Below are 24,286 nucleotides of genomic sequence, written 5' to 3' on the forward strand. Positions count from 1 at the left end.
AGTCGATTCTGAAGAAATAATTCGTTAAGTGCCGGAATTCGGCATATCTCTATAGTTTTTCAGAAGTTTTTCGAATTGTCCGAAAGCGATCAAAAACGTTCGGTGTTTTTTCTGGTTTAGAATATCATTGCCCTTTCTAGGTCAATTTAAGTGATTTGATCTGGCACAGAAGTGGAAAAAGTTGATTCACTCAACAACTTTACTTGAATAGGAAATGATTTCGAATTATCTAAAAATCGCTTGGAGAAATCTAATTAGACAACGTGTATTCTCAGTAATCAATATCCTTGGTCTTTCTCTGGGATTGGCTTCTTGCCTGATTTTAATGGCGTTTGTTAAACATGAGCGATCATACGATTCATTTCACCCTGATTATGATCGAATTTTTAGGATTGCTCAAACGGCTAATTTGAGCTCGACTTGGTCATGGACTGGCGGTGCCTTGGCTCCGATGATGCGAAAGGCCTTTCCAGAAAATATTGATGAAGTAGTAAGCCTGCATCAAACAAGCACATTTATTTCTGCGCCCGAAGGAAACAGTCCAGAAGAGAGTTTTCGTGAGGATAATTTCATTTTTTCAGATCCGGGTTTCGATCAAGTTTTTGGGTTCGGATTAATTCAGGGTTCGTGGAAGGGGATTTTTGAAAATCCATTTCAGTTGGCAATTACAGAGGCCGCATCTATCAAATACTTTGGAAGTGAAAGTCCGCTTGGTAAAATTTTACTTGTAGATAAGACTCCTTATGAAGTAAAGGCAGTTATCCGAAATTTACCGACTAACACACACATGAAATTCAACTTTGTCACTGGAATGTCGAGCTTCAAGTCATTGAACGGCATGCCCTTGACTGCTGATTTTGGAAGTTTTTGGTGGCCTCAGGTTTATACTTACCTTAAGCTAAAACCCGGACAGAACTCTACTGATATAAGCCAAAGAATTCCTAAAATCAACGGGGAATATCGAAATCCAGAAGAAGCCAAAAACTATGTGCATTATCTCCAACCGATTAGCAGTATTCACTTAGATACATCCATGGAATCGGATTGGACTCCGAGTATATCAGATCGAACACTTTGGATTTTTCTATCTATTGGGGTATTTGTTCTCATTCTTGCCGCTATCAATTTCATTAATCTGTCCACAGCGAGGGCGATTAAGCGAATGAAGGAAATCGGAATTCGTAAAGTAAATGGAGCAAACAGAGAACAATTGATTGGTCAGTTCTTGGCTGAAGCATTTTTAGTAAATCTGATTGCTATGGTCTTTGGACTGTTTCTAGTTTATTTGAGTCTTCCTTTAATCAGCGGTTCACTTGGAATAGAAATACCATTTAAGCTTTTAGAAGATTTGGAGTTACAATCTTTACTCTTTACAATTTGGGTGGTTTCCTCGTTGCTATCTGGTGTTTTTCCAGCATTTTATCTTTCCGGATTTAATCCTGAGATGATTTTGAAATCAGTACCAATTGGAAGGGGAAAAGTAAGCCTGCGAAAAGGTTTAGTGGTATTTCAGTTTGTGCTTTCTACCCTGCTTGTGTTTTGCGCTTCCGTGGCCTATTTCCAACATGATTTTATGTCCAAAGCATCGATGGGCTTTGATGCCAGTAAATTGGTTTCCATAAGATTGGGAGGTTTTGGTGGAAAAGGCGAAATGCTGAAACAAGAATTGGAAAAAGTAGGGGGAGTGGCTTCGGTCCAATTGACAAGTGATCAACCGGGAATTGATCCTGGCTGGAGTCCCTCAGTTGATTTTCCAGGAATGGTATCAGGTCAAGGGGAATACCTCAATGTTCAATATGTAGACAAAGACTACTTCAAAAGCCTGGAAATACCAATTGTTTCCGGTAGAGAATTTACCGAAGAATTTAATGATCAGGGCATTAAATCCATGATGCGGGAGCGGTTTGCAGCACTTGATGAAGTAGGTGTGGTCGTCAATGAATCTGCAGTCAAATGGATGAACAAAGATAAGGACAGTGTGCTAGGGAGTGACATTCGTGTATTTACCGAGGAAAATGGGCAGCTTTTTTCCAATTACAAAGGAAAGGTTGTAGGCGTAGTCAAAGATTACCATACCGAAAGTTTGAAAAAGAAAATTGCACCAACTGTCTATTTGCCTGTCATCAATGCTGCTTTTGATGCTAGTCGATATCTATTAATTAAAACTATAAGTGAATTTGAAGAGGCATTAGTTGAGGACTTGAAAGCTGAATGGAAAACAGCTGAAACAGGGTTACCATTTGACTATAATTTCTTGGATAAAACAATCGAGGCTCAGTACGAACAGGAAGCAAGGGTAAGTAAGCTACTGGGATTTTTCGCTTTAATTACATTAATAGTTTCGGCTATGGGCCTACTTGGACTATCCATCTTTACCGCCGAGACCAAGAAAAAAGAGATAGGGATTCGAAAAGTCCTTGGAGCTTCAGCTTCAAAGATTGTCAATAGCCTTACTGGGGAGTTTCTTTTGCCTGTGATTCTTTCTCTATTCATTGCGCTCCCCTTGGGTTATTTTCTGATGTCCAGTTGGCTTGAACAGTTTGCTTATAGAATGCCAATTTCTATGGTTTTTTTTGTTGGCTCAGCTACAGTTTCCCTACTCATAGCTTATGTGACCGTTTCGGTTAATTCTTTTAAGATTGCTAACTCTAATCCTGTAGAAGCGATAAAAAATGAATAGGGATTGGATGATCTGCATATTTCCTAAAAATAAAAACACTCTAAAATCTTTCTACAAATGTTGAAATCCTATCTAAAAATTGCCTTCAGGGGTTACCTCAGAAACAAAAAATTCACGGGATTGATTTTATTGAGTTTGATCGCCGGACTTTTTGTGGCGTATATGGGGATGGCCTATATCCGATTCGAAACCAGCTTTGAAAACTTCCATAGTAAGTCAGAAAACATCTTCAGGCTTATCCGGACTTACCGATCTCAGGAATATAGCATTATTGGATTTCCTTCTTGGTCGGAATCTACTTCTGAAATTCAGCAAATTCAATATGAATCTCTTAGATCTTCTCCCGGTGTCACTGATGTGACTCAATTCCTTGTATCACCATATTCTGAATTTGTAAAGTATGGGGAGCAGCAAATTCCGACAAAGGGGATTTTGACAACCAATACGCCATCTGCTTTTGTCCAAATGTTTACTTGGAAACCAACTTTGGGTGGCCTCGAAAATTTTGGTTCGGGCAACAGAAAAGTCCTGCTCACTTCCACTTTGGCAGAAAAGCTATTTGGTTCGGAATTTATGAATGAAGAAGCCTTGATAGGGGAAATGATATCTGTTGGATCAGAATTCTATGAACTGGCGGCAATAATTGAAGATATACCTGACAATTCCCATTTTGATTTTCAGTTGGCCCTAAGTGCAGATCGAATTAATTATTGGGGTAGTCGAATCTATGTTGAGACGGATCAGAATTCTAATCCTGAGCAAGTTGAAAAACAGCTCAATGCAACAATTGCATTGCTCAATCCCAATTTGGCTCAGGATGAACTTTATAGTGGTCACTTCCTCCAGCCTATAGTAGACATTCATTTGAATTCAAATGTGCTATACGAGTCCAAATCTCCCGGGAGTAGACTTTACATAACATTGATCGGATTTTTCGCAATCCTGATTCTTTTCATCACACTATTTAATTATGCCAATATTACTTTGGCAATTAAGTCAAAAGAGGGAAAATCTATTGGAGTCCGAAAGGCACTGGGTGCCCGAAACAGGATGATAGGATTTCAGTTTTTACTTGAGGGAATTCTACTTTCTCTTTTGGCCATCCCTTTTGTTGGTATTTTGATTTCAGTTCTTGTTCCATTTTTCAATTCACTCATGGAGACGAGTATTTCTCCTAATCTTTTGGGAGACCCGCTATCACTTTTGAGTTTAATTGGTTTAGCTATTGGAATAGGGTTCCTGTCAAGTCTAAGTCCTGCCATATTCTTGGGTATGAGAAATGTAGTGGATCTATTTAAAGAGGATTGGAAGCAACCTAATTTTCAATCTTTTCCTGTTAGAAAATATCTCGTAATAAGTCAGTTGGTAATACTTATTGGGATTACTAGTGTGTCTGTTTTGATTTCTCGGCAACTTGATTTTGTCCAACAAAAAGATGTGGGTTATAAAAAGAAAGGAATAATTTACGCTTATACTTCACCTGAAAACGCTGGTTTATTTCAACAAAAGATTCGACAAATTCCAGGTGTTTCTGCGGTTGGAAACGGAAGTTCGTTTGGAATTCAGGTTTTCAATCAAGGCACCTACAAGATTGAGGGTGTAGAAACAGTCTTTGACGATGCAAACCAACTTTATTTAGATCCGGAAGGGGTCAATGCTTATGAATTGAGGACTTCCTTGACTCAAATTCCTTCAGGTAGATTTACATTAATCAATCGAACTGCTGCGGAGAAATTTGCTCGGCTGAAAGGGGTACAAGCTAATGATTTGATTGGAACTCAAGTTCTCAACGAGCCTGAGTACACAGATCCTGAAACTGGGCAGGAGGGATTCCCATTTACGATTGCAGGGATAGTGGAGGATATTCATTTGTTTTCCCTTCACGAGCGAATGGATCCTTACTTTTTGACTATTCAGGAAAATCTTGCCATGGACGGAAGAAGTATAGTCTCCTACGATCCCACACTTGAGCAGGAGGTTGTTTCATCCGTGGCATCTGTTTATTCTGAGATGAAAGAAGCTTTTCCACTTGAGATGGAATTCCTTTCAGAAAATCTCAATTCGCTATATCAGCAGGATCGTCGGACTGCTGATTTACTTCTTTATTTCAATTTTTTTGCAATTTTTTTAGCTGGATTGGGGATTGTAGGTGTTACCATGTTTTTGACATTAGCCAGAAGAAAAGAAATTGGAATCCGCAAAGTCCTTGGGGCTTCAGCCTATTCAATTGTTCGTTCTTCAACTTCTGAATATGTGATCATGGTAGCAATAGCTTTAGTAATTGCTTGGCCGATAGGATATTGGATAGCAGATTCCTGGCTGTCAAATTTTGCTTATCGGATAGAGATTCAGCATTGGATCTTTGTCGGTGTGGGAATATCCATTCTAGGTTTTGTGAGCTTACTTGTAGGAGTGATTGCTCACAAGGCAGCACAAGAGAATCCTGTTCGGAGTTTGAAAACGGAGTAATGAAAATTTTAAATTTTTGTAACCAAAAAATTTAAACTGTTTTACTCATGAGCCACAATCATAGCTTCCAGCCGATTTCTGCACTTTTCTGTAAAGTCATTCACAGCATCTTCTGAAGTCATTGGTGGGTTGATTGGTGCCGAAAAGTAAACCTTTACTTTTCCCGGAGAAAGCAAAAGTGAGCCTCGCTTCATAATCTGATTTGCTCCTATTACAGCCATGGGTAAAATCGGAATTCCTGTTTCGATGGAAAGCCGAAAAGCTCCTTTTTGAAAAGGCAATAGCGTTTCGCTCGTATCATTTCTTGTTCCTTCCGGTGCAACCACAATCGAACTTCCCTGATTGAGAAATTTGACGAGCTTTTCCAAACTGATTCTTCTGGATTCGACATCACTGCGGTCTACCCATACAGCAAGCTTCCCAATAACTTGACCGAACACGGGGATCTTTGACAATTCCTTTTTTCCAATCGCACGGACTTCCTGTGGAATAACCATGGGAATCACCGGAGCATCGATAAAGGAGCGGTGGTTGAAAATGTAGATGTAGGGTTTACTTCGGTCAATGTGCTCTAGCCCATGAACTTCATAGCGAATCCCCGAAAGAAAAGACCAAATACTGGCCCAAAGTCGGATAAAGAAGAATGAAATTTTGTCGCCTTTTTGGCTGATTAAGAGTGGAAGTACGATAAACAGTCCAAAAATCAGCATTAAAACATAAAATATGAGTACTGAATAAATGGTATAAATCCATTGGAAGAATTTGATCATCCGGAATATTCGTTAAATTTGGGTTCGAAAATTATCCTTTAACTCTTTGCTTGCAAAGCCCCTGAGCGATCAGGGGCTTTTATTTTTTTAAAGTAGAAAAAATTCCAGCAGATAAACGTAGATTAAATCGCAGATGCTTGCAGATTTAAAGTGTTTTAAAAATCCAATTTTCCAGTGTAATTCCGGCATTTTAGTAAACTATATTTTCAATTTTTTTCAGCATGAGCACCGATGAACGATGACCAAAGTAGCCTCGCCTTCGATTTTACCGACTCTATTCCTTGTTAATTTCTACTTGAACATTTGCAAGTCAGTGGACTTTAGAGTAAATCCCATGGATTGGTTTTTTTCATCTTTTTAACCTGAAATAAAAGAAAATCAGTACTTTTGCAGTCCGTTCGGGTGAGCGGCGTGCTTTGAAGGTTCAAAGTGCTGATTTCTAACTACAAAACTTCGGTCCCACGACTCTAAGACCGAGGCTAATCAGAGTCAAATTTTACTATGTCTAGTACAAAAGAATTTAATTGGGAAGCGTTCGATACCAAAGGTTTCGGAGAAGGCTATACCAAAGAGCAAAGAGCTCAGATGGAAGCCATGTACACCGGCACCTTGAGCGAAATCACTGAAAAAGAGGTGATCAAAGGTGTGGTAGTTGGAGTAAATGACAAAGATGTAATTATCAACATCGGTTTCAAATCTGACGGACTTGTTCCGCTTTCTGAATTCCGTGACGTAGCCGGCATCAAGCCAGGTGACGAAGTTGAAGTATATATCGAGGAGCAGGAAAATGCTTTGGGTCAATTGATCCTTTCCCGTAAGAAAGCAAAAATCGTTCGTGCTTGGGCAGATATCGAAGGAGCGCTTGAAAATGACAGCGTGATCGAAGGTCTTGTGAAGCGAAGAACCAAAGGTGGTTTGATCGTAGATATCTACGGTGTAGAAGCCTTCTTGCCAGGTTCGCAGATCGATGTGAAGCCTATCAGAGATTTCGATATCTATGTAGGTAAGAAAATGGAAGTGAAAGTGGTGAAAATCAACCACGCAAATGATAACGTAGTTGTTTCGCATAAGATCCTCATCGAGAAGGATTTGGAGAAGCAAAAAGCGGAAATCCTCAACAACCTGGAAAAAGGTCAAGTGTTGGAAGGTGTGATCAAGAACATGACCAATTTCGGTGTATTCATCGATTTGGGTGGTGTAGATGGTCTACTTCACATCACGGATATTTCTTGGGGTCGTATCAACCACCCGGAAGAAGTATTGCAGCTTGATCAGAAAGTTCAGATTGTTGTTCTTGACTTTGATGACGACAAGAGAAGAATTTCTTTGGGTATGAAGCAATTGACTTCTCATCCTTGGGATTCTTTGGCATCTAGCCTTGAGATCGGTTCAAGAGTACAGGGTAAGATTGTAAACGTAGCTGACTACGGTGCATTCCTTGAGCTTGCTCCTGGTGTAGAAGGTTTGATCCACGTTTCTGAAATGAGCTGGTCTCAGCACTTGAGAAACCCAGCTGACTTCGTGAAAGTGAGTGACGAAATCGAAGCAGTAGTATTGACTTTGGACAAGGACGACAGAAAAATGTCTTTGGGTATCAAGCAGCTTACCGAAGACCCTTGGACTAAAGGTGACATGTCTGCTAAGTATGCAGTCGGCACTAAGCACAAAGGCGTGGTAAGAAACTTGACCAACTTCGGTCTTTTCCTTGAATTGGAAGAGGGAATCGACGGTTTGGTTCACGTATCTGACCTTTCTTGGACTAAGAAAATCAAGCATCCATCTGAATTTGTAAAAGTTGGTGATGAGCTTGACGTTGCAGTTCTTGAACTTGACGTTGACAACAGAAGATTGGCTCTAGGTCATAAGCAGTTGGAAGAGAATCCTTGGGATACTTTCGAAACTGTATTCCCTGTAGGTTCTGTTCATAAGTGTACAGTAAACTCTAAGAATGACAAAGGTGCTGTTCTTGAGCTTCCTTATGGACTTGAAGGATTCGCAACTGTGAAGAATCTGGAGAAAGAAGACGGTTCTCAGGTTGAGATCGGCGAATCTTTGGATTTCAAAGTGACCGAATTCTCTAAAGACGATAAGCGAATTGTACTTTCTCACACTGCTACTTTCAAAGAAGAAGCTAAAGCGCCTAAGAAAGCTGCTGCGGCTCCTGCTGCGAAGAAGAAGGAAGATTCAGTTGAAATGCCTGCCCAAGCTGAGAAATCAACCTTTGGTGACATCGGCGCTCTTGCTGAATTGAAGGAGAAAATGGAAGGTGGTAAAAAGTAAAACTTAAGACGAAAGACTTAAGATCTTAAATAAATAGAAGAACGCTGGCTGAAAAGTCAGCGTTTTTTTTTACTCTTCAAGGGTTTAAAATCCCTTGGAGAGTTTTTTTTATAGGAGTTTGGGGTTCAATTTGGATAAGGATACAGGTTTTAACCTTGTCAAAACTTAGACTTTTCCCCAATCAATCTTTTCTGACTGAATCGGTAAATCCCGAACTCTCGTCCCAGTCCCGTTGAAAACAGCGTTTGCAATTGCCGCAGCAACAGGTCCTTGGGCAGCCTCACCCGCACCCATTGGAGCAAGTTCCGGTCTGTTTATGATATGTACTTCGACAATGGGAACTTCCTTGGTTCGGAGAATTGGATAGGAGTTCCAGTCAATACTCTGAATTCCGTCCTCATCGAAGTTGACCTTTTCCAGCAAAGTCCAACTTGCAGATTGGATCATTCCTCCTTCAGTTTGATTTTTCAGCCCATCAGGATTGATGCATTGACCTGAATCAATAACCCCTGTTAGTTTCTCCAATTTGAAGGTTTTGGAAACTTTGTCAACAGTCACTTCTGCCACTACAGCAAAGTAGGATGCTGAGTTTTTGTACTTGGAAAAGGCTACTCCAAAACCCTTGTTTGCGGTCTGCTGAGCAGAATTCCAGTTTGTTTTTTCAGCAACTGATTGCAATACTGCCTTTGCGCGACCATCATCCAGATTCTTTATTCGGAAATCAATCGGGTCCATTTCAGCTGCCAAAGCCAGTTCATCCATAAAGGATTCTAGTGCAAAAATATTCCCAAAAGCTCCCAATCCTCTCAAGGCCGAAGTACGAAGCGGTCCTTCGTAATTATGAAGCAAAAGCCGTTTGGAAGGAATGGTATAAAGGGGAACAGCATTCCGATAAGATCCTCCTGAAAATCCTCCTTTTCGGAATTCAAATGGCTTTTCGAGATGTCTGGCGGATATATAATGTCCTCCATTTCCATTGGGACGCGTGCTGTGGGTATCCGAGAATAGATTCGTATTCCAAGCGATGATTTTACCTTCATTATCTAAACCAGCCTCAAGTTGGACGACCATAGCTGAGCCATAGGGTTCCCATTGATGCTCATCTTCTCGCATCCATTGAAGTCTCACTGGTTTATCGGAGAATTCTCTGGCTATTAGTGCCGCTTCGGCAGATACATCATCCGCACCATTGTGACCGTAACACCCTGAACCTGACATTCCTATGCATCTGATTTTTTCCTTGCCTAATCCCAGTAAATCCGAAAGCGAGTTCTGAAGTGGATAAACACCTTGGGTTGGTGACCACACCGTCAAATTACCCGCTTTCCATTCCGCAATGGCACAAGAAGGACCAGTGGATGCATGCATCTGATAAGGGCGGTGATATTCTTGTTTTACTTTTTTGGATGCATTATTCAGTTTGGCTGCCAAATCCGGTGAATTCTCGATCGTTTCCGGTGACATGGACTTGGTTTTCATGTCTTCGAAAAGGGATTCCTGAGAAACCTTGATTCTTGTAACTTCCCATTCGCATGTCGATTTGAGGTAAAGCCAAGCTTTCACAGCTTGATATTCCCGAGTAGCTATCACAGCCAAAAAGCTCCCATTCCGAACTACTTTCAACACTCCTGGGAGAGCTAGAATTTCAGAAAAATCTGTTGTTTTAAGCTTTGCCCCATAGCTTGGTGGATGGAGCACTCGGGCATGGACCATTCCATCAAGCCGAAGATCATGAACAAAATGGGCATCGCCTTTCACCAGAATCTTAATATCATCTCGAAAAATTGGTTTACCGACGAGTTGGTGGTTTTGATACTTCTTGGGAACTGCATTACCTGTTATTTTTCCCTCGAGATTTTTTCCTTCCAGTAGCTTCCAATACGAAATCTCTTTATTGGCATTACTTCTGATGATTCCCTTTTCTACCCTTAGATTGTTGATATCTTCTTTCCATGTTTGGGCAGCCAAAGTAAGCATATAGAGTTTTGCCTCAGCGGCAGCCTGTCGGATCGCTTTTCCACTTCCTTCCACTGAATTGCTTCCGGCGGTGTAGCCTTCATTGGCCGTCTGTCCTGTATCCCCATTGATGATGTGGCAAATCTCAATTGGGACATCGAGTTCTTCTGCTGCTATTTGGAGAAGTGTAGTTCGGATTCCTTGCCCCAATTCCTGCTTTCCCGTAAGGATAGTGACATGCCCATCGGCATCGAGTCGAATCCAGGAATCGATCAAATCTTTATCACCGTGGGGGCGAACCGGTATGCCATCGTAAGATTCGGGAAGTGAATTTGCATTTCCGGAGCATGCGAACAAAGGGACAAGCTGAAATCCGACAAGAAGTTGGCCTGAGGATTTGAGGAATTTCCTTCTGGAAAGATTTGAATTAGCGTGATTTCCCATGATTTAAAGGCTTTGGGTTGACTTTGCGGCAATTTTTACTGCTTGAATAAATCTGGAATGTGTTCCGCACCTGCAAATTATCGGTTGAAGGGCCGCTCGGATTTCAGCGTTTGAGGGATTTGGATTTTTCTTCAAAAGTGCGACTGCGGCGATAGCCATTCCATTCAGGCAATAGCCACACTGTGCCGCTTGGGCTTCGATAAAGGCTTCTTGAACGGGGTGAAGTTGATTGCCTTTGGCCAACCCTTCCAATGTTTGAATATTCTTTTCTTGCGCTGAACTGCAGGGGAGGAGACAGGAAGTTTGAGCCTCTCCATCAATAAGGACCATGCATGACCCACATTGCTGAAGGCCGCAACCGAACTTGGTGCTGTTGATCCCAAACTCCTCACGTAAAATGTACAAAAGTGGCTCTGAGGTGTCTCCTGTGAATGATTTTTCAACCGAGTTGACTTTTAATTTCAGGCTTTTTGTCATTTTCTTGAAGAATAGTTAATCTTCAAAATAAAAAATCAAGAAGCAAAAACCAATTTAAGACTGGTTCTTATGTCTTGATTCTCTTTTGGACGGCAGGCAGAACATAGGATTGGTGATTCAAAAAAGATGTATATCCGCAATTCTACCTGTAGCCAAATTTTAATAAGTTTCACCTCGTCTTCCCTCCACGGCCAGGCTGCTCGGTGTCCGATAGTTTTGTTATAGGGAAGGGGAGGAATATGCGGCGCAGCCGCATATTCCTCCCCTTCCTTAATTAATCTGAAATCCGGTGGCCGAGCGAAGTCGAGGCCATTTTGATCTACTTGCAAAGTAGCGTATATACATTTTAAAAAAATTAGGTCGAGTCTGAAAAAGGAGGCTGTTTGATTGCTGACGGAGATTATGCTTTTTTTTAAACAAAAAAAGCATCCGCTTTTGGCAGATGCTTTACGGATGAGGTCGAGAGCGGATTCGAACCGCTGTACGAGGTTTTGCAGACCTCTGCCTAGCCACTCGGCCACTCGACCATAATTTTCGGAATGCAAATTTAGAATTATTCCTTACTTCATCAAACATTGATATTACAAATATAGGTTCAGCTTGAAATTTGTTTTCAGCAAAATCAGTAGAAATAATCTTTTTCTGAGCCAGAAAACCTGATTATCAGGAGTGTACGATTTTGAATAAAAAAATGCACTATTTATAATTATTCTAAATAATTGATTGAATGAAAAATATTCTACAATCAATTGAATATCAATAAAATAAAGCTTGAAAATTTGTCAATAGTGACAATTTCAAGCCCCCGAATTCTTGTTTGAATAATTAACCTCGGGTAGTACCTTTGCAGGGGTTAAAGAGAACCTTTAAAACTATTTAATTAGCTAGTATATGTTATCTAAACGCTCGTTAGTAGGGATTCGATTGAGTTTCCAGACGCTGGCAATGCTGTTTTTCATGGTGATAGGCTCCTCTGCTTTTGCCATTGATCCTTCTGTTTCAGACAGTGATGAGGCTATTGCAGTTGGAAAAACAGTGTTTAATGCCAACTGTAAGACTTGCCACAAGTTGGATCAAAAATATATTGGTCCCGCTTTGAGGGGTGCAACAGAAAGAAACACCGCAGAATGGGTCAAGAAATGGATTGTTAACTCGCAAGCTGTGATTGCGTCAGGAGATGCTTATGCAGTCGCACTTTATAAAGAGTACAATAATTCAATTATGCCGTCCTACACTTTTTTAAGTGATGCTGAACTGGATGGTCTTTTATCTTACATTGAATATGGCGATAAAGTTGACCCTGCGGCAGCAGCAGCAGTTGGAGCAGGTGGTGACGCTGTTGCAGGTGGAGCTGGATCAGGAATACCTAATGAATACCTCACAGTAATCATAGGGGTTTTGGTTTTAGTATTAATCCTTATCCTGGTTGTTCTAGGCCTGATTATTTCTGTACTGACTAAGTATATTAATAAGCAGGATCTTCCAGAAGAGGATAAAGAATTCGTTTCTCAAAAGTTTGAATTCGCTAAGGTGTTTAAAAGTGACGCCTTTATAATAGTAATTACTGCCTTGGTAATTGCGCTCGTCGCAAAGACAGCAATTGATGGCTTGTATTCAATAGGTGTTCAGCAAGGATATGCCCCTGCACAGCCAATTGCTTTCTCTCACGCACTACATGCTGGACAATATGAAGTAGCTTGTCAGTATTGCCATACCGGTGTTGAGATAGGAAAATCGGCAAACATTCCTTCCGCAAACATTTGTATGAACTGTCATACACACATTCAGAATGTGGGTGGAAAAGAAGGGATTTCCCCAGAAATTGCAAAAATTTACGCATCTGTCGATAATAATCAGCCTATTGAATGGGTGAGGGTTCACAACCTTCCTGACTTGGCCTACTTCAATCACGCTCAACACGTAGCTGTTGGTGGTATTGAATGTCAGACTTGTCACGGACCAATTCAAGAGATGGAAGTGGTAGGACAGCATAGTTCATTGACAATGGGCTGGTGTATTGATTGCCACAGACAGACTGAAGTTGCCACTCAAGGCAATGCCTATTACGATAAGTTGGTTCAACTTCATTCCGATTCCAAGGATGCTTTGAAAGTCAAAGACATCGGTGGCTTGGAGTGCGCAAAGTGCCACTATTAATTCCTTATCCTATTTGCTAATTCATTCCTAGAAATAAAAATGAAGGAAAATAAAAAAACCTACTGGAAAGGGCTCGAGCAACTCAGCAACGATCCGGAGTTTGTAAAGCACGCCGACGGGGAGTTTGCAGAAATGCCTAAAACTCTTGGCGAAGACGGAAGTGCATCCCGAAGAGATTTTCTCAAAGTAATGGGTTTCAGCTTAGCAGCAGCTTCTTTGGCAGCTTGCGAAGCTCCGATTAGAAAAGCAATCCCTTATGTAAATAAGCCGATTGATATCAACCCTTCTATTCCTAATTATTATGCATCGACATTTGCCTCAGGTGGTGACTATGCGGCTGTAGTAGTGAAAACTAGAGAAGGTCGTCCAATCAAAATTGATGGAAATGACCTTTCTCCTATTAATAAAGGTAAAGTCAATGCTATTGTAGAGGCTTCAGTGCTTTCATTATACGACAAGCAAAGATTAGCTGGTCCAATGATCGGTGGCGCTGCTGCTGAGTGGGCGGCTGTTGATACCGAAGTAAAAGGCAAATTAGCTTCTGCCGGTACTGTTAAATTTGTTGCGAACACAATTCTTTCTCCATCTACTGAAAAAGCGCTTCAGGAATTTGCAGCAGCTTTTGGTGGTGCTGAATTGATCATGTATGATCCGATTTCAAATTATGGTATTGCAAAAGCAGCAGAGACCTATTTTGGATCTAGCGTAATTCCATCTTACCATTTCGATAAGGCAAAAACCATCGTTTCTTTCGGTGCCGACTTCCTAGGAACTTGGATTTCACCGATTGAATTTGCCGCTGATTACGCTAAAACAAGGAAAATCAGTTCGGAGAAGCCTGAAATGTCAAGACATTATCAGTTTGAATCCAACCTTTCAATGACTGGTGCGAATGCTGATTACAGAACGCCAATCAAAGCCTCGCAAAGTGGTTTGGCTGTTTTGGCACTTTACAATGCTATCGCAGGAAAATCAGGTGCGGCTACGGTAAATGCCCCTAAAGTTGAAATTGCGAACCTTGATAAAGCAGCAACTGACCTCTTGGCTTCAAAAGGAGCTTCTCTTGTCGTTTCCGGATCAAACGATCCAAACATTCAAATAGTAATCAACGCAATCAATGAATTGCTTGGAAATAACGGAGCAACGGTAGATTTCGCAAATCCTGTTTTCTTCAGAAGAGGAAATGACGAGCGAATGAATCAGTTTGTGACCGAATTGAAGTCTGGTCAAGTGGGTGGAGTTGTTTTTTACAATTGTAACCCTGTCTATGATCATGCTCGTGGAGCTGAAATTGCTGAAGGTATTGCAAAAGCCAGAGTAAGTATCTCTACTAACGGCACCTTGGATGAGACTTCATCTCTGGTTCAAATTGTAGCTCCAGATCATCACTTCTTAGAATCTTGGAATGATTTCCAGCCGAAGCAAGGACAGTTTTCTTTGTCTCAGCCGACAATTTCTCCACTTTTCAAAACTAGACAAGCTCAGGAATCCTTCTTGGTTTGGGCTGGTTCTACCACCAATTACTACGACTATCTTCAGGCGAACTGGAATGCAACTCTATTCCCTGTAGCAGGAAAGGGTGCTTCTTTCCAAGAGTTCTGGGATCAGGCATTATATAATGGTGTGGTTTCAGTAGAAACTACACTTGGCGCTCGATCAGCCTCCGGTGATGCTTCTGCTGCAGCGGCTGCAGTTGCCCAAGCCTACAAAGCAGACAATGCCGGTGCTGAATTAGTGATTTACTCAAAGGTCGGAATTGGAAATGGAGCTTTTGCCAACAATCCTTGGCTTCAGGAAATGGCGGATCCAATTACCAAAGCCACTTGGGATAACTACCTTACCGTGTCACAAAAATGGGCTGCAGACAATGGAGTTACCATGTATGAGGAAAACACCCAAAAAGCTTCCATAACTGTAAATGGAAAGTCGTTGGTTGTCCCAATTTTGATTCAGCCAGGACAAGCAAACGGAACTTTCGGATTGGCAATTGGCTACGGAAGAACTAAAGCTGGTCGGGTTGCTGATGGAGTCGGTGTTAATGCTTACGAATTGCTGGATGCTTCTAAAGGTTTTGTCAATTTTGACATTATTACTGGAGTTGAAGTTGCCGCCACTGGAGATTCCTATAAAATCGCCCGCACCCAAACTCATCAGACTTTCATGGGGCGTGAGAACGTGATCCAAGAATCAGTATTGTCTGAATATAAACTTGATAATTCTGCCGGTCGATATAGACCGAAAATTTATAAGGATGGCGAATTTGTAAAGCCATCTAAGCTTTCGCTTTGGAAGGGACATCAATACAGTCAGCACCATTGGGGTCTTGCAATCGACATGAATTCATGTATTGGTTGCGGAGCATGTACAGTGGCTTGTCAGGTTGAAAATAATGTGGCAGTTGTCGGTAAGCAGGAAGTGCTCAACAGAAGAGAAATGGCCTGGATCAGAATTGACCGCTACTATTCTTCGGATGCCCCAGCGGACGATCTAAAAGCAATGGAAGTTGCTGCGGAAAATCCTGAAGTGACTTTCCAGCCAATGATGTGTCAGCAGTGTAACAATGCACCTTGCGAGACAGTATGTCCGGTGGCTGCGACTACGCACTCCTCAGAAGGTCTCAATCAAATGACTTATAACAGATGTATCGGTACTAGATATTGTGCCAACAACTGTCCATATAAAGTGCGTCGATTCAACTGGTTTAAATACCATGATAACAAAGACTTTGCAGCAGTAAACATTGCTCAAAACGATGATATGGGTAAAATGGTCTTGAACCCAGACGTGACGGTTCGTGTACGAGGAGTAATGGAAAAATGCTCCATGTGCGTGCAAAGAATCCAAGCTGGAAAGCTTACCGCAAAACGTGAGAAGCGTGCTGTTCAAGATGGAGAAATCAACATGGCCTGCGCTGTGGCTTGTCCTACTGATGCCTTGGTTTTTGGTGACATGAATGATCCAAACAGTAAAGTCTCTAGGCTTTTGAAAGTTGAAGAAAACACTTCAGCCTTGAAGGAAGTGGGAGAGGAAAGAGCGTATCACGTATTGGAGGACATCAACGTTAGCCCTAACGTTTGGTATTTCACCAAAATCAGAAATAAAGAAAAAAACGAAGCGTAATCATAATTTTATAAACTATGCAGGTTACTTCATCCGTACGCCAACCGTTAGTTACCGGAGGTAAAACCTACCATGATGTGACACATGATGTGTCCCGTCAGGTAGAGGGAAAACCTTCCATGCTTTGGTTTTTGGCTTTCCTTACCGCAGCCGGAGTTCTAGCACTTGGTTCGATTGCCCTTATTGCCACACTCTGGGAAGGGATTGGTATGTGGGGTCTTAATAAAACCGTAGGCTGGGCTTGGGATATCACCAACTTCGTGTGGTGGGTTGGTATTGGTCACGCCGGTACCTTGATCTCAGCGGTATTGTTGCTTTTCAGACAAAAATGGAGAACATCCATCAACCGAGCAGCTGAAGCGATGACCATCTTCGCTGTAATTTGCGCAGCGATGTTCCCTGTGATTCACATGGGCCGCCCATGGTTGGGTGCTTATTGGGCTCTTCCGCTTCCAAATACATTTGGTTCGCTCTGGGTTAACTTTAACTCCCCGCTCCTTTGGGATGTATTCGCAATCTCTACTTACTTCTCAGTTTCTTTGGTATTCTGGTACATCGGATTGATTCCTGATTTTGCTACCATCCGAGATAGAGCCACAGGACTTAGAAAGACTATTTATGGTGCACTTTCATTCGGTTGGGATGGCGCTGCAAAAACTTGGATGCGTTATGAATCAGTTTCCTTGATCCTTGCAGGTTTGGCAACACCACTTGTACTTTCTGTACACACGATTGTATCCTTTGACTTTGCAACTTCAGTAATTCCAGGATGGCACACTACGATCTTCCCTCCTTACTTTGTTGCTGGAGCGATTTTCTCAGGTTTTGCCATGGTATTGACCTTGATGATTGTCACGAGAAAGGTATTCAAACTGGAAGACTACATTACCATCGGTCACATTGAATTGATGAATATTGTCATCATTATCACTGGTTCCATTGTAGGTGTGGCATACATTACAGAATTCTTTATCGCATGGTATTCAGGGGTGGAGCCGGAATTCTACGCTTTCTACAACAGAGCAACCGGACCTTATTGGTGGGCATATTGGTCTATGATGACTTGTAATGTGATCTCTCCGCAGTTGTTCTGGATTAAGAAAATCAGAACCTCCATCGTTGCGACATTTGCTTTATCAATTGTTGTAAACATTGGAATGTGGTTCGAGCGATTTGTAATCATTGTTACCTCACTTCACCGAGATTACCTTCCATCTTCATGGGCGATGTTCTACCCAACATGGGTTGACGTCGGAGTTTACCTCTTTACCTTTGGATTGTTCTTTACCCTGTTCTTCTTATTTGCGAAGTTCTTCCCGGTAATCAACATGGCTGAAGTAAAGTCTGTATTGAAATCTTCATCTGAAAAAGTGAATAAATAATCATGGAAAGAGACACACATTTTATTTTGGGAGTGTACGACGATGAGGACGTATTGCTTCACGCAGTAGAAACAGTAAGAAACACGGGTGTAAAAATTCATGAAGTATTTACTCCCTACCCAATTCATGGATTGGATGAGGTACTTGGATATAAGAGAAGCCGTCTTCCGATTGCAGCTTTCCTTTTCGGATTGTTGGGAACGACCTTAGCGATGACCATGCAGTTTTACATGATGCGATTCGACTGGCCGATGATTATCGGTGGTAAGGATTATGCAGCATTCCCTGACTTTATTCCTGTTGGGTTTGAAATGACTGTTCTTTTGGCAGCATTTGGTATGGTCGGTGTATTCATGATCAGTTCCAATTTGAAGCCTTGGGCACAGCCAAGAATCTTTGATATCAGGTCTACTGATGATAAGCATATCATGGCGATCGATATCGCTAATAACAGTAGCATGGAAGTGGAGAAGATCACAGAGATCCTCGCTTCTTCCGGTGCTACCGAGATCAATAAAAAAAGTTTTGAATAGAAAATCCGGATATATGAAGATTGCAAAAGCATTAATTTTCGGAGGTTCTGCCTTAGCCATTTCAATATTGGCTGGATGTAGGGCTGGAGGTGAAAATCCAGGGCTTGAATATGCGCCTCAAATGTATCATTCTGTGGCTTACGAACCTTTGAGTCAAATCAAAGACGAATCACAAGGAGGCTGGCTTTCAAACCGTGAGGATGGAAAAGGCGAGTTTTACAACTCAAACGAAAATAACCCTCATGGAATGAATATGAGAGAACCGGTAGCCAATACAGTTCCAAGGAATAAGCAAGGCTATCTACCTTATAGACTCAAGGCTTTTGAATTGGAGCCTGCTGCTTTGATTAAAAACCCTGTTGAATCATCAGATCCAGTGTTGAAAGATGGCGAAGCCCTTTATCTTCAATATTGCAATGCTTGCCATGGTAAAGGTGGTGAAGGAGATGGTAAAGCCGGAGAAGTAATTGGTGGTGTAGCTAATCTCAAAGGTGGCGCTTATATCAACTTACCAGAAGGTCATATTTTCCATGTGATCACCAAAGGAAAAGGTAGAATGGGAGCTCATGGTTCTCAGATCACTGAAGAAGGAAGATGGAAAATCGTTCACTATGTCAAACAAGTTATCCAAGGTCAGGCTACAGCAGCAGCTCCTGCAGCGGCAGTAGATTCAACCATGGTGGCACAAGCAACCCCAGCTAACTAATCATGGCTCATCACAGCGAACAACACTACAACTTAGATCAGCGGTTCGATTTTACTGCTGCTACTAAGAAGTCTATTATGACTGTATTGATTATTGGTGCGATCCTTCTTGGGATTGGTATCATACTGGCTATGACCGGTGGAGGTCATGAAGAAGCAGGAGAAGCGGGAGGGCATGCTTTTCATTGGTATGAAAGACTCTATGCTAACATTTGGATCAATAATGTCTACTTTACTGGAATTGCAATTGTAGGGGTTTTCTTCTTCGCAATTCAGTTTGCAGCTCAGGCTGGCTGGTCAACACCACTTTTGAGAGTGATGCTTTCCTTCGGATACTGGCTCCCTTTTGCTGGTATTTTGATGCTTGCTACGTTCTTTTTGGTCAATCATGATCTGTTCCACTGGACTCATTCTTATTTGTTTGATAAAAACGATCCTCAATATGATTCCATAATTGACGGGAAAGGGGCATTCTTTTATTGGCCTATGGAAAAAGGGACTTTCCCGATATTCTACATCGTTAGAATGGTATTATTCTTTGGGATGTGGGTATTCTTTTTCAAAAAGTTTCAGCAGATCAGTGATCAGGAAGATCAATTGGGAGGAAATTCCCATTGGTTTAAAATGAGAAGTTGGTCAGCTTTCTTCCTGGTTTTCTTTGCTGTTTCTTCTTCTATTGCAGCATGGGATTGGGTAATGTCCATTGACACACACTGGTTTTCAACTCTATTTGGATGGTATGTATTTGCTTCCTGGTTTGTATCAGGATTATGTGCAATTACGCTTTTGACCATTTTCTTGAAAAGTCAAGGGTATCTTGAAATGATTAACCAAAATCATATCCATGACATGGGTAAGTTTATTTTTGGTTTCTCAATCTTCTGGACCTACCTCTGGTTTTCTCAGTTCTTGTTGATCTATTATGCCAACATACCTGAAGAGTCAGTTTATTTTATTGAGAGACTGAGTAGTGACGTGTATGGACCGTTCATTTTCGTAAACTTAGGTCTAAACTTCTTCCTTCCCTTCCTTGTTCTTATGACAAGAGATTCTAAACGACACGGTGTCTTTCTTAAGTTGGTTTGCACGATTCTTTTGGTTGGGCACTGGATTGACTTCTTCCTTATGGTTCAACCAGGTACCTTGGGACACAATGGAGGAATTGGATTTATGGAAGTTGGAATGTTTCTAGTATTTGGTTCATCGGTGGCGTTGGTTGTGTTAGGAGGGTTAGCAAAGAAAAATCTGGTCGCTAAAAATCACCCAATGCTTGAAGAGAGCTATCATCATCACATTTAATTTATTATCCGAAAAAACTAAGATATGTACGGGTTTCTGATTGGAGTAGGGGTTCTTCTGTTGTTTTCCATTATTTGGATGGTCTACAGAATTCAAACCTTGGTATCGGTTGTAAAAGGTTCCGACAAAAAAATCGCTTCTGGCAGTAATAAGGTAAACGCAATTTTATTTGTGGTTTTCCTTGTGGGTACTACGATTTTAATGTTTTGGTATTCTATCAAGGAATTTGATAATTATCAGCTTCCTGTTGCTTCCGAGCATGGTGTAATTACAGACCAATTATTCTGGATTACTATGGCAGTCACGGGTATTGTATTTCTAATTACCCATGTATTGCTTTTTGTTTTCCCTTACAAATACCAGTATAAAGAAAATAGAAAAGCATCATTCTACCCTGACAATAACAAGCTCGAAGTCATTTGGACAATTGTTCCAGGTGTTGTTTTGGCAGGATTGGTTATTTCAGGTTGGATGGCCTGGTCTGATATTACAAAACCAGCGCCTGAAAATGCCCATGTGGTTGAAATCATGGGATATCAGTTTGCTTGGGAGATTAGATATCCTGGCAAGGATAATGTATTAGGTGATTATGATTATCGTTTGATTACTGCAACCAACTCTCATGGAGTGGATTTCACAGATAAAAATTCAATTGACGATTTTCCTTCCCCAAAAGTTGTAATCCCAAAAGGTGAACCTGTACTGTTCAAGATTAGAGCTCGTGATGTTTTGCACTCCGTTTTTGCTCCGCACATGAGATTGAAAATGGACGCTGTTCCTGGTATGCCAACTCGCTTCTGGTTTGTTCCTACAAAGACAACGGAAGAAATGAGAGCTGAGTTGAATGATCCAGAATTTGAATATGAGATCGCCTGTACAGAAATTTGTGGGCGAGGGCACTTCTCTATGAGGAAGGTGATAGAAGTGGTAGAGCCTGAGGCTTACCAAAAGTGGTTGGTAGAACAGAAAACTTTCATTCAGCAAAACCCTGCTTTAGCCGAGGGTCTTACACCTGAAATGAAAGAACTGGCAGAGATTCAAATTAGAGAAATCAAAAAATAAAATTATAAGTTATGGCAACAGCAACTGCGGCACATCATGACGAAGCAGCTCACGAGCACCATGAGCATCATGATAATTTTATAACAAAATACATTTTCACTCAAGACCATAAGATGATCGGGAAGCAATTCTTGATCACTGGTATGTTTTGGGCGATAATTGGAGGTTTCCTTTCCATCCTTTTCAGATTACAATTGGGTTTTCCTGATATGAGTCTGGAATTTCTTCGGCCTCTTCTAGGTGGCTGGATTGATGAGGCAGGAAAGTTGGACCCAACATTCTATCTTGCTCTTGTGACAATGCATGGTACCATCATGGTATTTTTTGTGTTAACAGCAGGATTAAGTGGTACATTTTCTAACTACCTGATTCCTCTGCAAATCGGTGCCCGTGATATGGCTTCCGGTTTTATGAATATGCTTTCTTACTGGTTCTTTTTTGTATCCGGTGTGATTATGTTCATTTCCTTGTTTATCAAAACAGGTCCTGCCGGTGGTGGTTGGGTAGTATACCCTCCTCTCTCTGCACTTGAGCAAGCGATTCCAGGCTCGGGTCTCGGTATGACATTGTGGTTGATTGCAATGACTTTCTTTATTGCTTCTTCTTTACTAGGGGGTATCAATTACATTACCACAGTCATTAACCTTAGAACTAAAGGAATGTCATTTTCCAGACTTCCATTGACAATCTGGGCGTTCTTCCTGACTGCGGTTATTGGTCTTCTCTCTTTCCCGGTTCTGTTTGCGGCGGCTTTGCTGTTGGTATTTGATAGAAGCTTTGGAACATCTTTCTATCTCTCTGATATCTATATTGGCGGAGAAGCGCTTCCTAATACTGGTGGTAGCCCAGTCCTTTATCAGCATTTGTTTTGGTTCCTAGGTCACCCTGAAGTTTACATTGTATTGCTTCCCGCTTTGGGGATTACTTCTGAAGTAATCGCTACAAATTCAAGAAAGCCAATCTTTGGATATAAAGCGATGATTATCTCCATGCTTGGAATTACCATCCTTTCTTTCATCGTGTGGGCTCACCACATGTTCGTGTCAGGAATGAACCCATTCTTAGGATCCATCTTCATGTTCCTTACCTTGATTATTGCAGTGCCATCGGCTGTTAAAGTATTTAACTACTTGACTACCCTGTGGAGAGGCAACCTAATATTTACTCCTGGCATGTTATTCTCCATTGGTTTGGTGTCTTTTTTCATCTCCGGTGGTCTGACTGGTATTTTCCTTGGAAATTCAGCAATTGATATCCAATTGCACGATACCTATTTCGTGGTTGCTCACTTCCACCTTGTAATGGGGTCTGCATCCTTCTTCGGATTGATGGCTGGTGTTTATCACTGGTTCCCTAAGATGTTTGGTAGAATGATGGATGCCAAATTGGGATACATTCACTTTTGGTTGACTTTCACAGGTGTCTATTTGGTGTTTTTCCCAATGCATTATATTGGAATAGCTGGTTTCCCAAGAAGATATTATTCTTGGACTAGCTATAGCTTTACAGATATGTATACTGACTTGAACATGTTTGTATCAGTTGCTGCGATTATAACTTTCACTGCACAGTTTATCTTCATCTTCAACTTCTTCTACAGCATGTACAGAGGAAGAAAAGCAACGCTTAATCCATGGAGATCAAATACCCTGGAGTGGACTACTCCACTTTATCCTGGACATGGTAACTGGCCTGGAGAGATTCCAACAGTTTACAGATGGCCATACGATTACTCTAAGCCCGGAGCTGCAGAGGATTTCATTCCTCAGACTGTTCCTCTTTCGTTAACTCCAGAGTCCAACCTTCCTCATGAGCAGGAATTAGTGAAACTTGAAATGGAGATTATGAAAGATGAATCGGAGGTATTGGTTGCAAATGAAGCCAAACACTAATAATTCACTAAATAGCTTTCGACGAATTTCATTTATTACTGTCGTAGCTGTTTATACTCTAATCTTGGTCGGAGGGATAGTACGTAGTACTGGCTCAGGAATGGGCTGTCCCGATTGGCCAAAATGTTTTGGGAGCGTGATTCCGCCAACAAGCGTGGATCAGCTCCCAAAAAATTATCAGGAAATTTACCTTCAACAACGACTTGCTAAAAACGAAAGGTTTGTAGCCACGCTTGAAAAATTGGGATTTGAAAATGCAGCTTTTCGAATTGCAAATGACAAATCTATTTTAGTTGAGGAGGAATTCAACGCCATCAAAACTTGGATTGAATACCTAAATCGCATCTTAGGTGTGGTCATCGGTCTCTTTATTCTGCTGACAGTTTGGAAATCATTCAAACTTTGGAAAGTTGATAAGTGGATACCGATCAATGCTATCCTGTCATTGGTCTTGGTTTTGTTTACAGGTTGGATAGGTTCGATAGTCGTTTCCACCAACTTGTTGACATGGATGATTACTTTCCATATGTTGCTTGCTTTGGCACTTGTTGCTGTCTTACTGTATATCAATCACCGTTCAGAAAGATTGCAAGCAAGTCATGGAGTTAAAATGGATGTTCCAGCCAAAGTTCAATGGGTTTTGATAATCGGAGCATTGTTAATGCTGATTCAGGTAGTTCTTGGAACGCAGGTAAGAGAGCATATCGATCAGATTTCTTCCTCTTTAGGAGGAATGCTTCGTGAAGATTGGGTAGATCGAGTAGGAATCACATTCTTGATTCATCGTTCCTTCTCATTGGTACTATTAGGAATACATGTTTTGTATTTCTTTTGGGCATTCAGATACTCTGTTAGGAATTCCAAATTAAATCTTTGGTCTCAAATCCTGATGGGAGTTTTGTTATTAGAAATTGCATCTGGAATAGGTATGGCATATTTCGGTATACCGGCTTTCTTGCAGCCTATCCACTTATTACTTGGTTCTTTAATCTTGGGAATTCAATTTATGTTGATTTTACAATTGAGAGACCATATACAGTTTAAGTTAAACTCTAATTGA

At 41.2% G+C, this 24,286-nt stretch carries 15 protein-coding genes and 1 tRNA gene; 12 read left to right on the forward strand and 4 right to left on the reverse strand.

The genetic code is table 11. From position 1 onward, the window contains the following. The first annotated feature begins 214 nt into the window (after positions 1 to 214). The gene (locus tag ACK4HU_RS04760) at positions 215 to 2,680 is read left to right on the forward strand and encodes an FtsX-like permease family protein (protein WP_409803785.1); all 2,466 of its coding nucleotides are present in this window, start codon (positions 215 to 217) and stop codon (positions 2,678 to 2,680) included. A gap of 57 nt (positions 2,681 to 2,737) precedes the next feature. After that, positions 2,738 to 5,149 carry an ABC transporter permease gene (locus ACK4HU_RS04765; protein WP_409803787.1) on the forward strand — a complete coding sequence of 804 codons (2,412 nt, stop codon included), beginning with the start codon at positions 2,738 to 2,740 and terminating at the stop codon, positions 5,147 to 5,149. 41 nt (positions 5,150 to 5,190) lie between these two features. Here ACK4HU_RS04765 and ACK4HU_RS04770 read toward each other — a convergent pair whose 3' ends face one another. After that, entirely contained in the window at positions 5,191 to 5,919 is a 729-nt protein-coding gene (locus tag ACK4HU_RS04770; RefSeq protein ID WP_409803789.1) for a lysophospholipid acyltransferase family protein, read from the reverse strand. Between the two features lie 501 nt (positions 5,920 to 6,420). Here ACK4HU_RS04770 and rpsA point away from each other — a divergent pair. Then, the gene (rpsA, locus tag ACK4HU_RS04775) at positions 6,421 to 8,199 is read left to right on the forward strand and encodes a 30S ribosomal protein S1 (RefSeq protein WP_409803791.1); all 1,779 of its coding nucleotides are present in this window, start codon (positions 6,421 to 6,423) and stop codon (positions 8,197 to 8,199) included. 165 nt (positions 8,200 to 8,364) lie between these two features. Here the strand turns inward: rpsA and ACK4HU_RS04780 are convergent, their stop codons facing one another. The 3 genes from ACK4HU_RS04780 to ACK4HU_RS04790 form a co-directional block, all read right to left on the reverse strand. Then, positions 8,365 to 10,599 (reverse strand): molybdopterin cofactor-binding domain-containing protein, encoded by a 2,235-nt coding sequence (locus ACK4HU_RS04780; protein ID WP_409803793.1) that lies wholly within the window; start codon positions 10,597 to 10,599, stop codon positions 8,365 to 8,367. 3 nt (positions 10,600 to 10,602) lie between these two features. Then, entirely contained in the window at positions 10,603 to 11,076 is a 474-nt protein-coding gene (locus ACK4HU_RS04785; protein ID WP_409803795.1) for a (2Fe-2S)-binding protein, read from the reverse strand. A 456-nt stretch (positions 11,077 to 11,532) separates the two neighbouring features. Next, positions 11,533 to 11,603 (reverse strand) — tRNA-Cys (locus ACK4HU_RS04790). A 364-nt stretch (positions 11,604 to 11,967) separates the two neighbouring features. On the opposite strand from ACK4HU_RS04790, the gene ACK4HU_RS04795 reads away from it, so the two are divergent. From ACK4HU_RS04795 to ACK4HU_RS04835, 9 genes are read left to right on the forward strand one after another with little or no spacing between them, the layout of a single operon-like run. After that, entirely contained in the window at positions 11,968 to 13,233 is a 1,266-nt protein-coding gene (locus ACK4HU_RS04795) for a c-type cytochrome (protein ID WP_409803797.1), read from the forward strand. A 39-nt stretch (positions 13,234 to 13,272) separates the two neighbouring features. Then, positions 13,273 to 16,353, forward strand: coding sequence for a TAT-variant-translocated molybdopterin oxidoreductase (locus tag ACK4HU_RS04800; RefSeq protein WP_409803799.1), 3,081 nt, complete (start codon positions 13,273 to 13,275; stop codon positions 16,351 to 16,353). A gap of 17 nt (positions 16,354 to 16,370) precedes the next feature. Continuing rightward, entirely contained in the window at positions 16,371 to 17,735 is a 1,365-nt protein-coding gene (nrfD, locus tag ACK4HU_RS04805) for an NrfD/PsrC family molybdoenzyme membrane anchor subunit (protein WP_409803801.1), read from the forward strand. Between the two features lie 2 nt (positions 17,736 to 17,737). Next, a complete protein-coding gene (locus ACK4HU_RS04810; RefSeq protein WP_409803802.1) occupies positions 17,738 to 18,268 on the forward strand; it encodes a DUF3341 domain-containing protein in 531 nt (176 codons plus the stop codon). A gap of 13 nt (positions 18,269 to 18,281) precedes the next feature. Beyond that, positions 18,282 to 18,974: a c-type cytochrome gene (locus tag ACK4HU_RS04815; protein ID WP_409803804.1), complete on the forward strand. Its 693-nt coding sequence runs from the start codon at positions 18,282 to 18,284 to the stop codon at positions 18,972 to 18,974. A gap of 2 nt (positions 18,975 to 18,976) precedes the next feature. Then, positions 18,977 to 20,272 (forward strand): quinol:cytochrome C oxidoreductase, encoded by a 1,296-nt coding sequence (locus ACK4HU_RS04820; protein WP_409803806.1) that lies wholly within the window; start codon positions 18,977 to 18,979, stop codon positions 20,270 to 20,272. Between the two features lie 24 nt (positions 20,273 to 20,296). After that, positions 20,297 to 21,334, forward strand: a complete 1,038-nt coding sequence (locus tag ACK4HU_RS04825) for a cytochrome c oxidase subunit II (protein ID WP_409803807.1) — start codon at positions 20,297 to 20,299, stop codon at positions 21,332 to 21,334. An 11-nt stretch (positions 21,335 to 21,345) separates the two neighbouring features. Next, the gene (locus ACK4HU_RS04830) at positions 21,346 to 23,226 is read left to right on the forward strand and encodes a cbb3-type cytochrome c oxidase subunit I (RefSeq protein ID WP_409803809.1); all 1,881 of its coding nucleotides are present in this window, start codon (positions 21,346 to 21,348) and stop codon (positions 23,224 to 23,226) included. Beyond that, entirely contained in the window at positions 23,210 to 24,286 is a 1,077-nt protein-coding gene (locus ACK4HU_RS04835) for a COX15/CtaA family protein (protein WP_409803811.1), read from the forward strand. Before ACK4HU_RS04830 ends, ACK4HU_RS04835 begins: the two co-directional genes overlap by 17 nt.

The organism is Algoriphagus sp. (genome assembly GCF_046296635.1).
Classification (GTDB): domain Bacteria; phylum Bacteroidota; class Bacteroidia; order Cytophagales; family Cyclobacteriaceae; genus Algoriphagus.

Excerpts from the sequence above, each read along its gene's own strand:
- ACK4HU_RS04760 (WP_409803785.1), top strand. The coding sequence starts at position 215 with ATGATTTCGAATTATCTAAAAATCGCTTGGAGAAATCTAATTAGACAA.
- ACK4HU_RS04765 (WP_409803787.1), top strand. The coding sequence starts at position 2,738 with ATGTTGAAATCCTATCTAAAAATTGCCTTCAGGGGTTACCTCAGAAAC.
- ACK4HU_RS04770 (WP_409803789.1), bottom strand. The coding sequence starts at position 5,919 with ATGATCAAATTCTTCCAATGGATTTATACCATTTATTCAGTACTCATA.
- rpsA (WP_409803791.1), top strand. The coding sequence starts at position 6,421 with ATGTCTAGTACAAAAGAATTTAATTGGGAAGCGTTCGATACCAAAGGT.
- ACK4HU_RS04780 (WP_409803793.1), bottom strand. The coding sequence starts at position 10,599 with ATGGGAAATCACGCTAATTCAAATCTTTCCAGAAGGAAATTCCTCAAA.
- ACK4HU_RS04785 (WP_409803795.1), bottom strand. The coding sequence starts at position 11,076 with ATGACAAAAAGCCTGAAATTAAAAGTCAACTCGGTTGAAAAATCATTC.
- ACK4HU_RS04795 (WP_409803797.1), top strand. The coding sequence starts at position 11,968 with ATGTTATCTAAACGCTCGTTAGTAGGGATTCGATTGAGTTTCCAGACG.
- ACK4HU_RS04800 (WP_409803799.1), top strand. The coding sequence starts at position 13,273 with ATGAAGGAAAATAAAAAAACCTACTGGAAAGGGCTCGAGCAACTCAGC.
- nrfD (WP_409803801.1), top strand. The coding sequence starts at position 16,371 with ATGCAGGTTACTTCATCCGTACGCCAACCGTTAGTTACCGGAGGTAAA.
- ACK4HU_RS04810 (WP_409803802.1), top strand. The coding sequence starts at position 17,738 with ATGGAAAGAGACACACATTTTATTTTGGGAGTGTACGACGATGAGGAC.
- ACK4HU_RS04815 (WP_409803804.1), top strand. The coding sequence starts at position 18,282 with ATGAAGATTGCAAAAGCATTAATTTTCGGAGGTTCTGCCTTAGCCATT.
- ACK4HU_RS04820 (WP_409803806.1), top strand. The coding sequence starts at position 18,977 with ATGGCTCATCACAGCGAACAACACTACAACTTAGATCAGCGGTTCGAT.
- ACK4HU_RS04825 (WP_409803807.1), top strand. The coding sequence starts at position 20,297 with ATGTACGGGTTTCTGATTGGAGTAGGGGTTCTTCTGTTGTTTTCCATT.
- ACK4HU_RS04830 (WP_409803809.1), top strand. The coding sequence starts at position 21,346 with ATGGCAACAGCAACTGCGGCACATCATGACGAAGCAGCTCACGAGCAC.
- ACK4HU_RS04835 (WP_409803811.1), top strand. The coding sequence starts at position 23,210 with ATGAAGCCAAACACTAATAATTCACTAAATAGCTTTCGACGAATTTCA.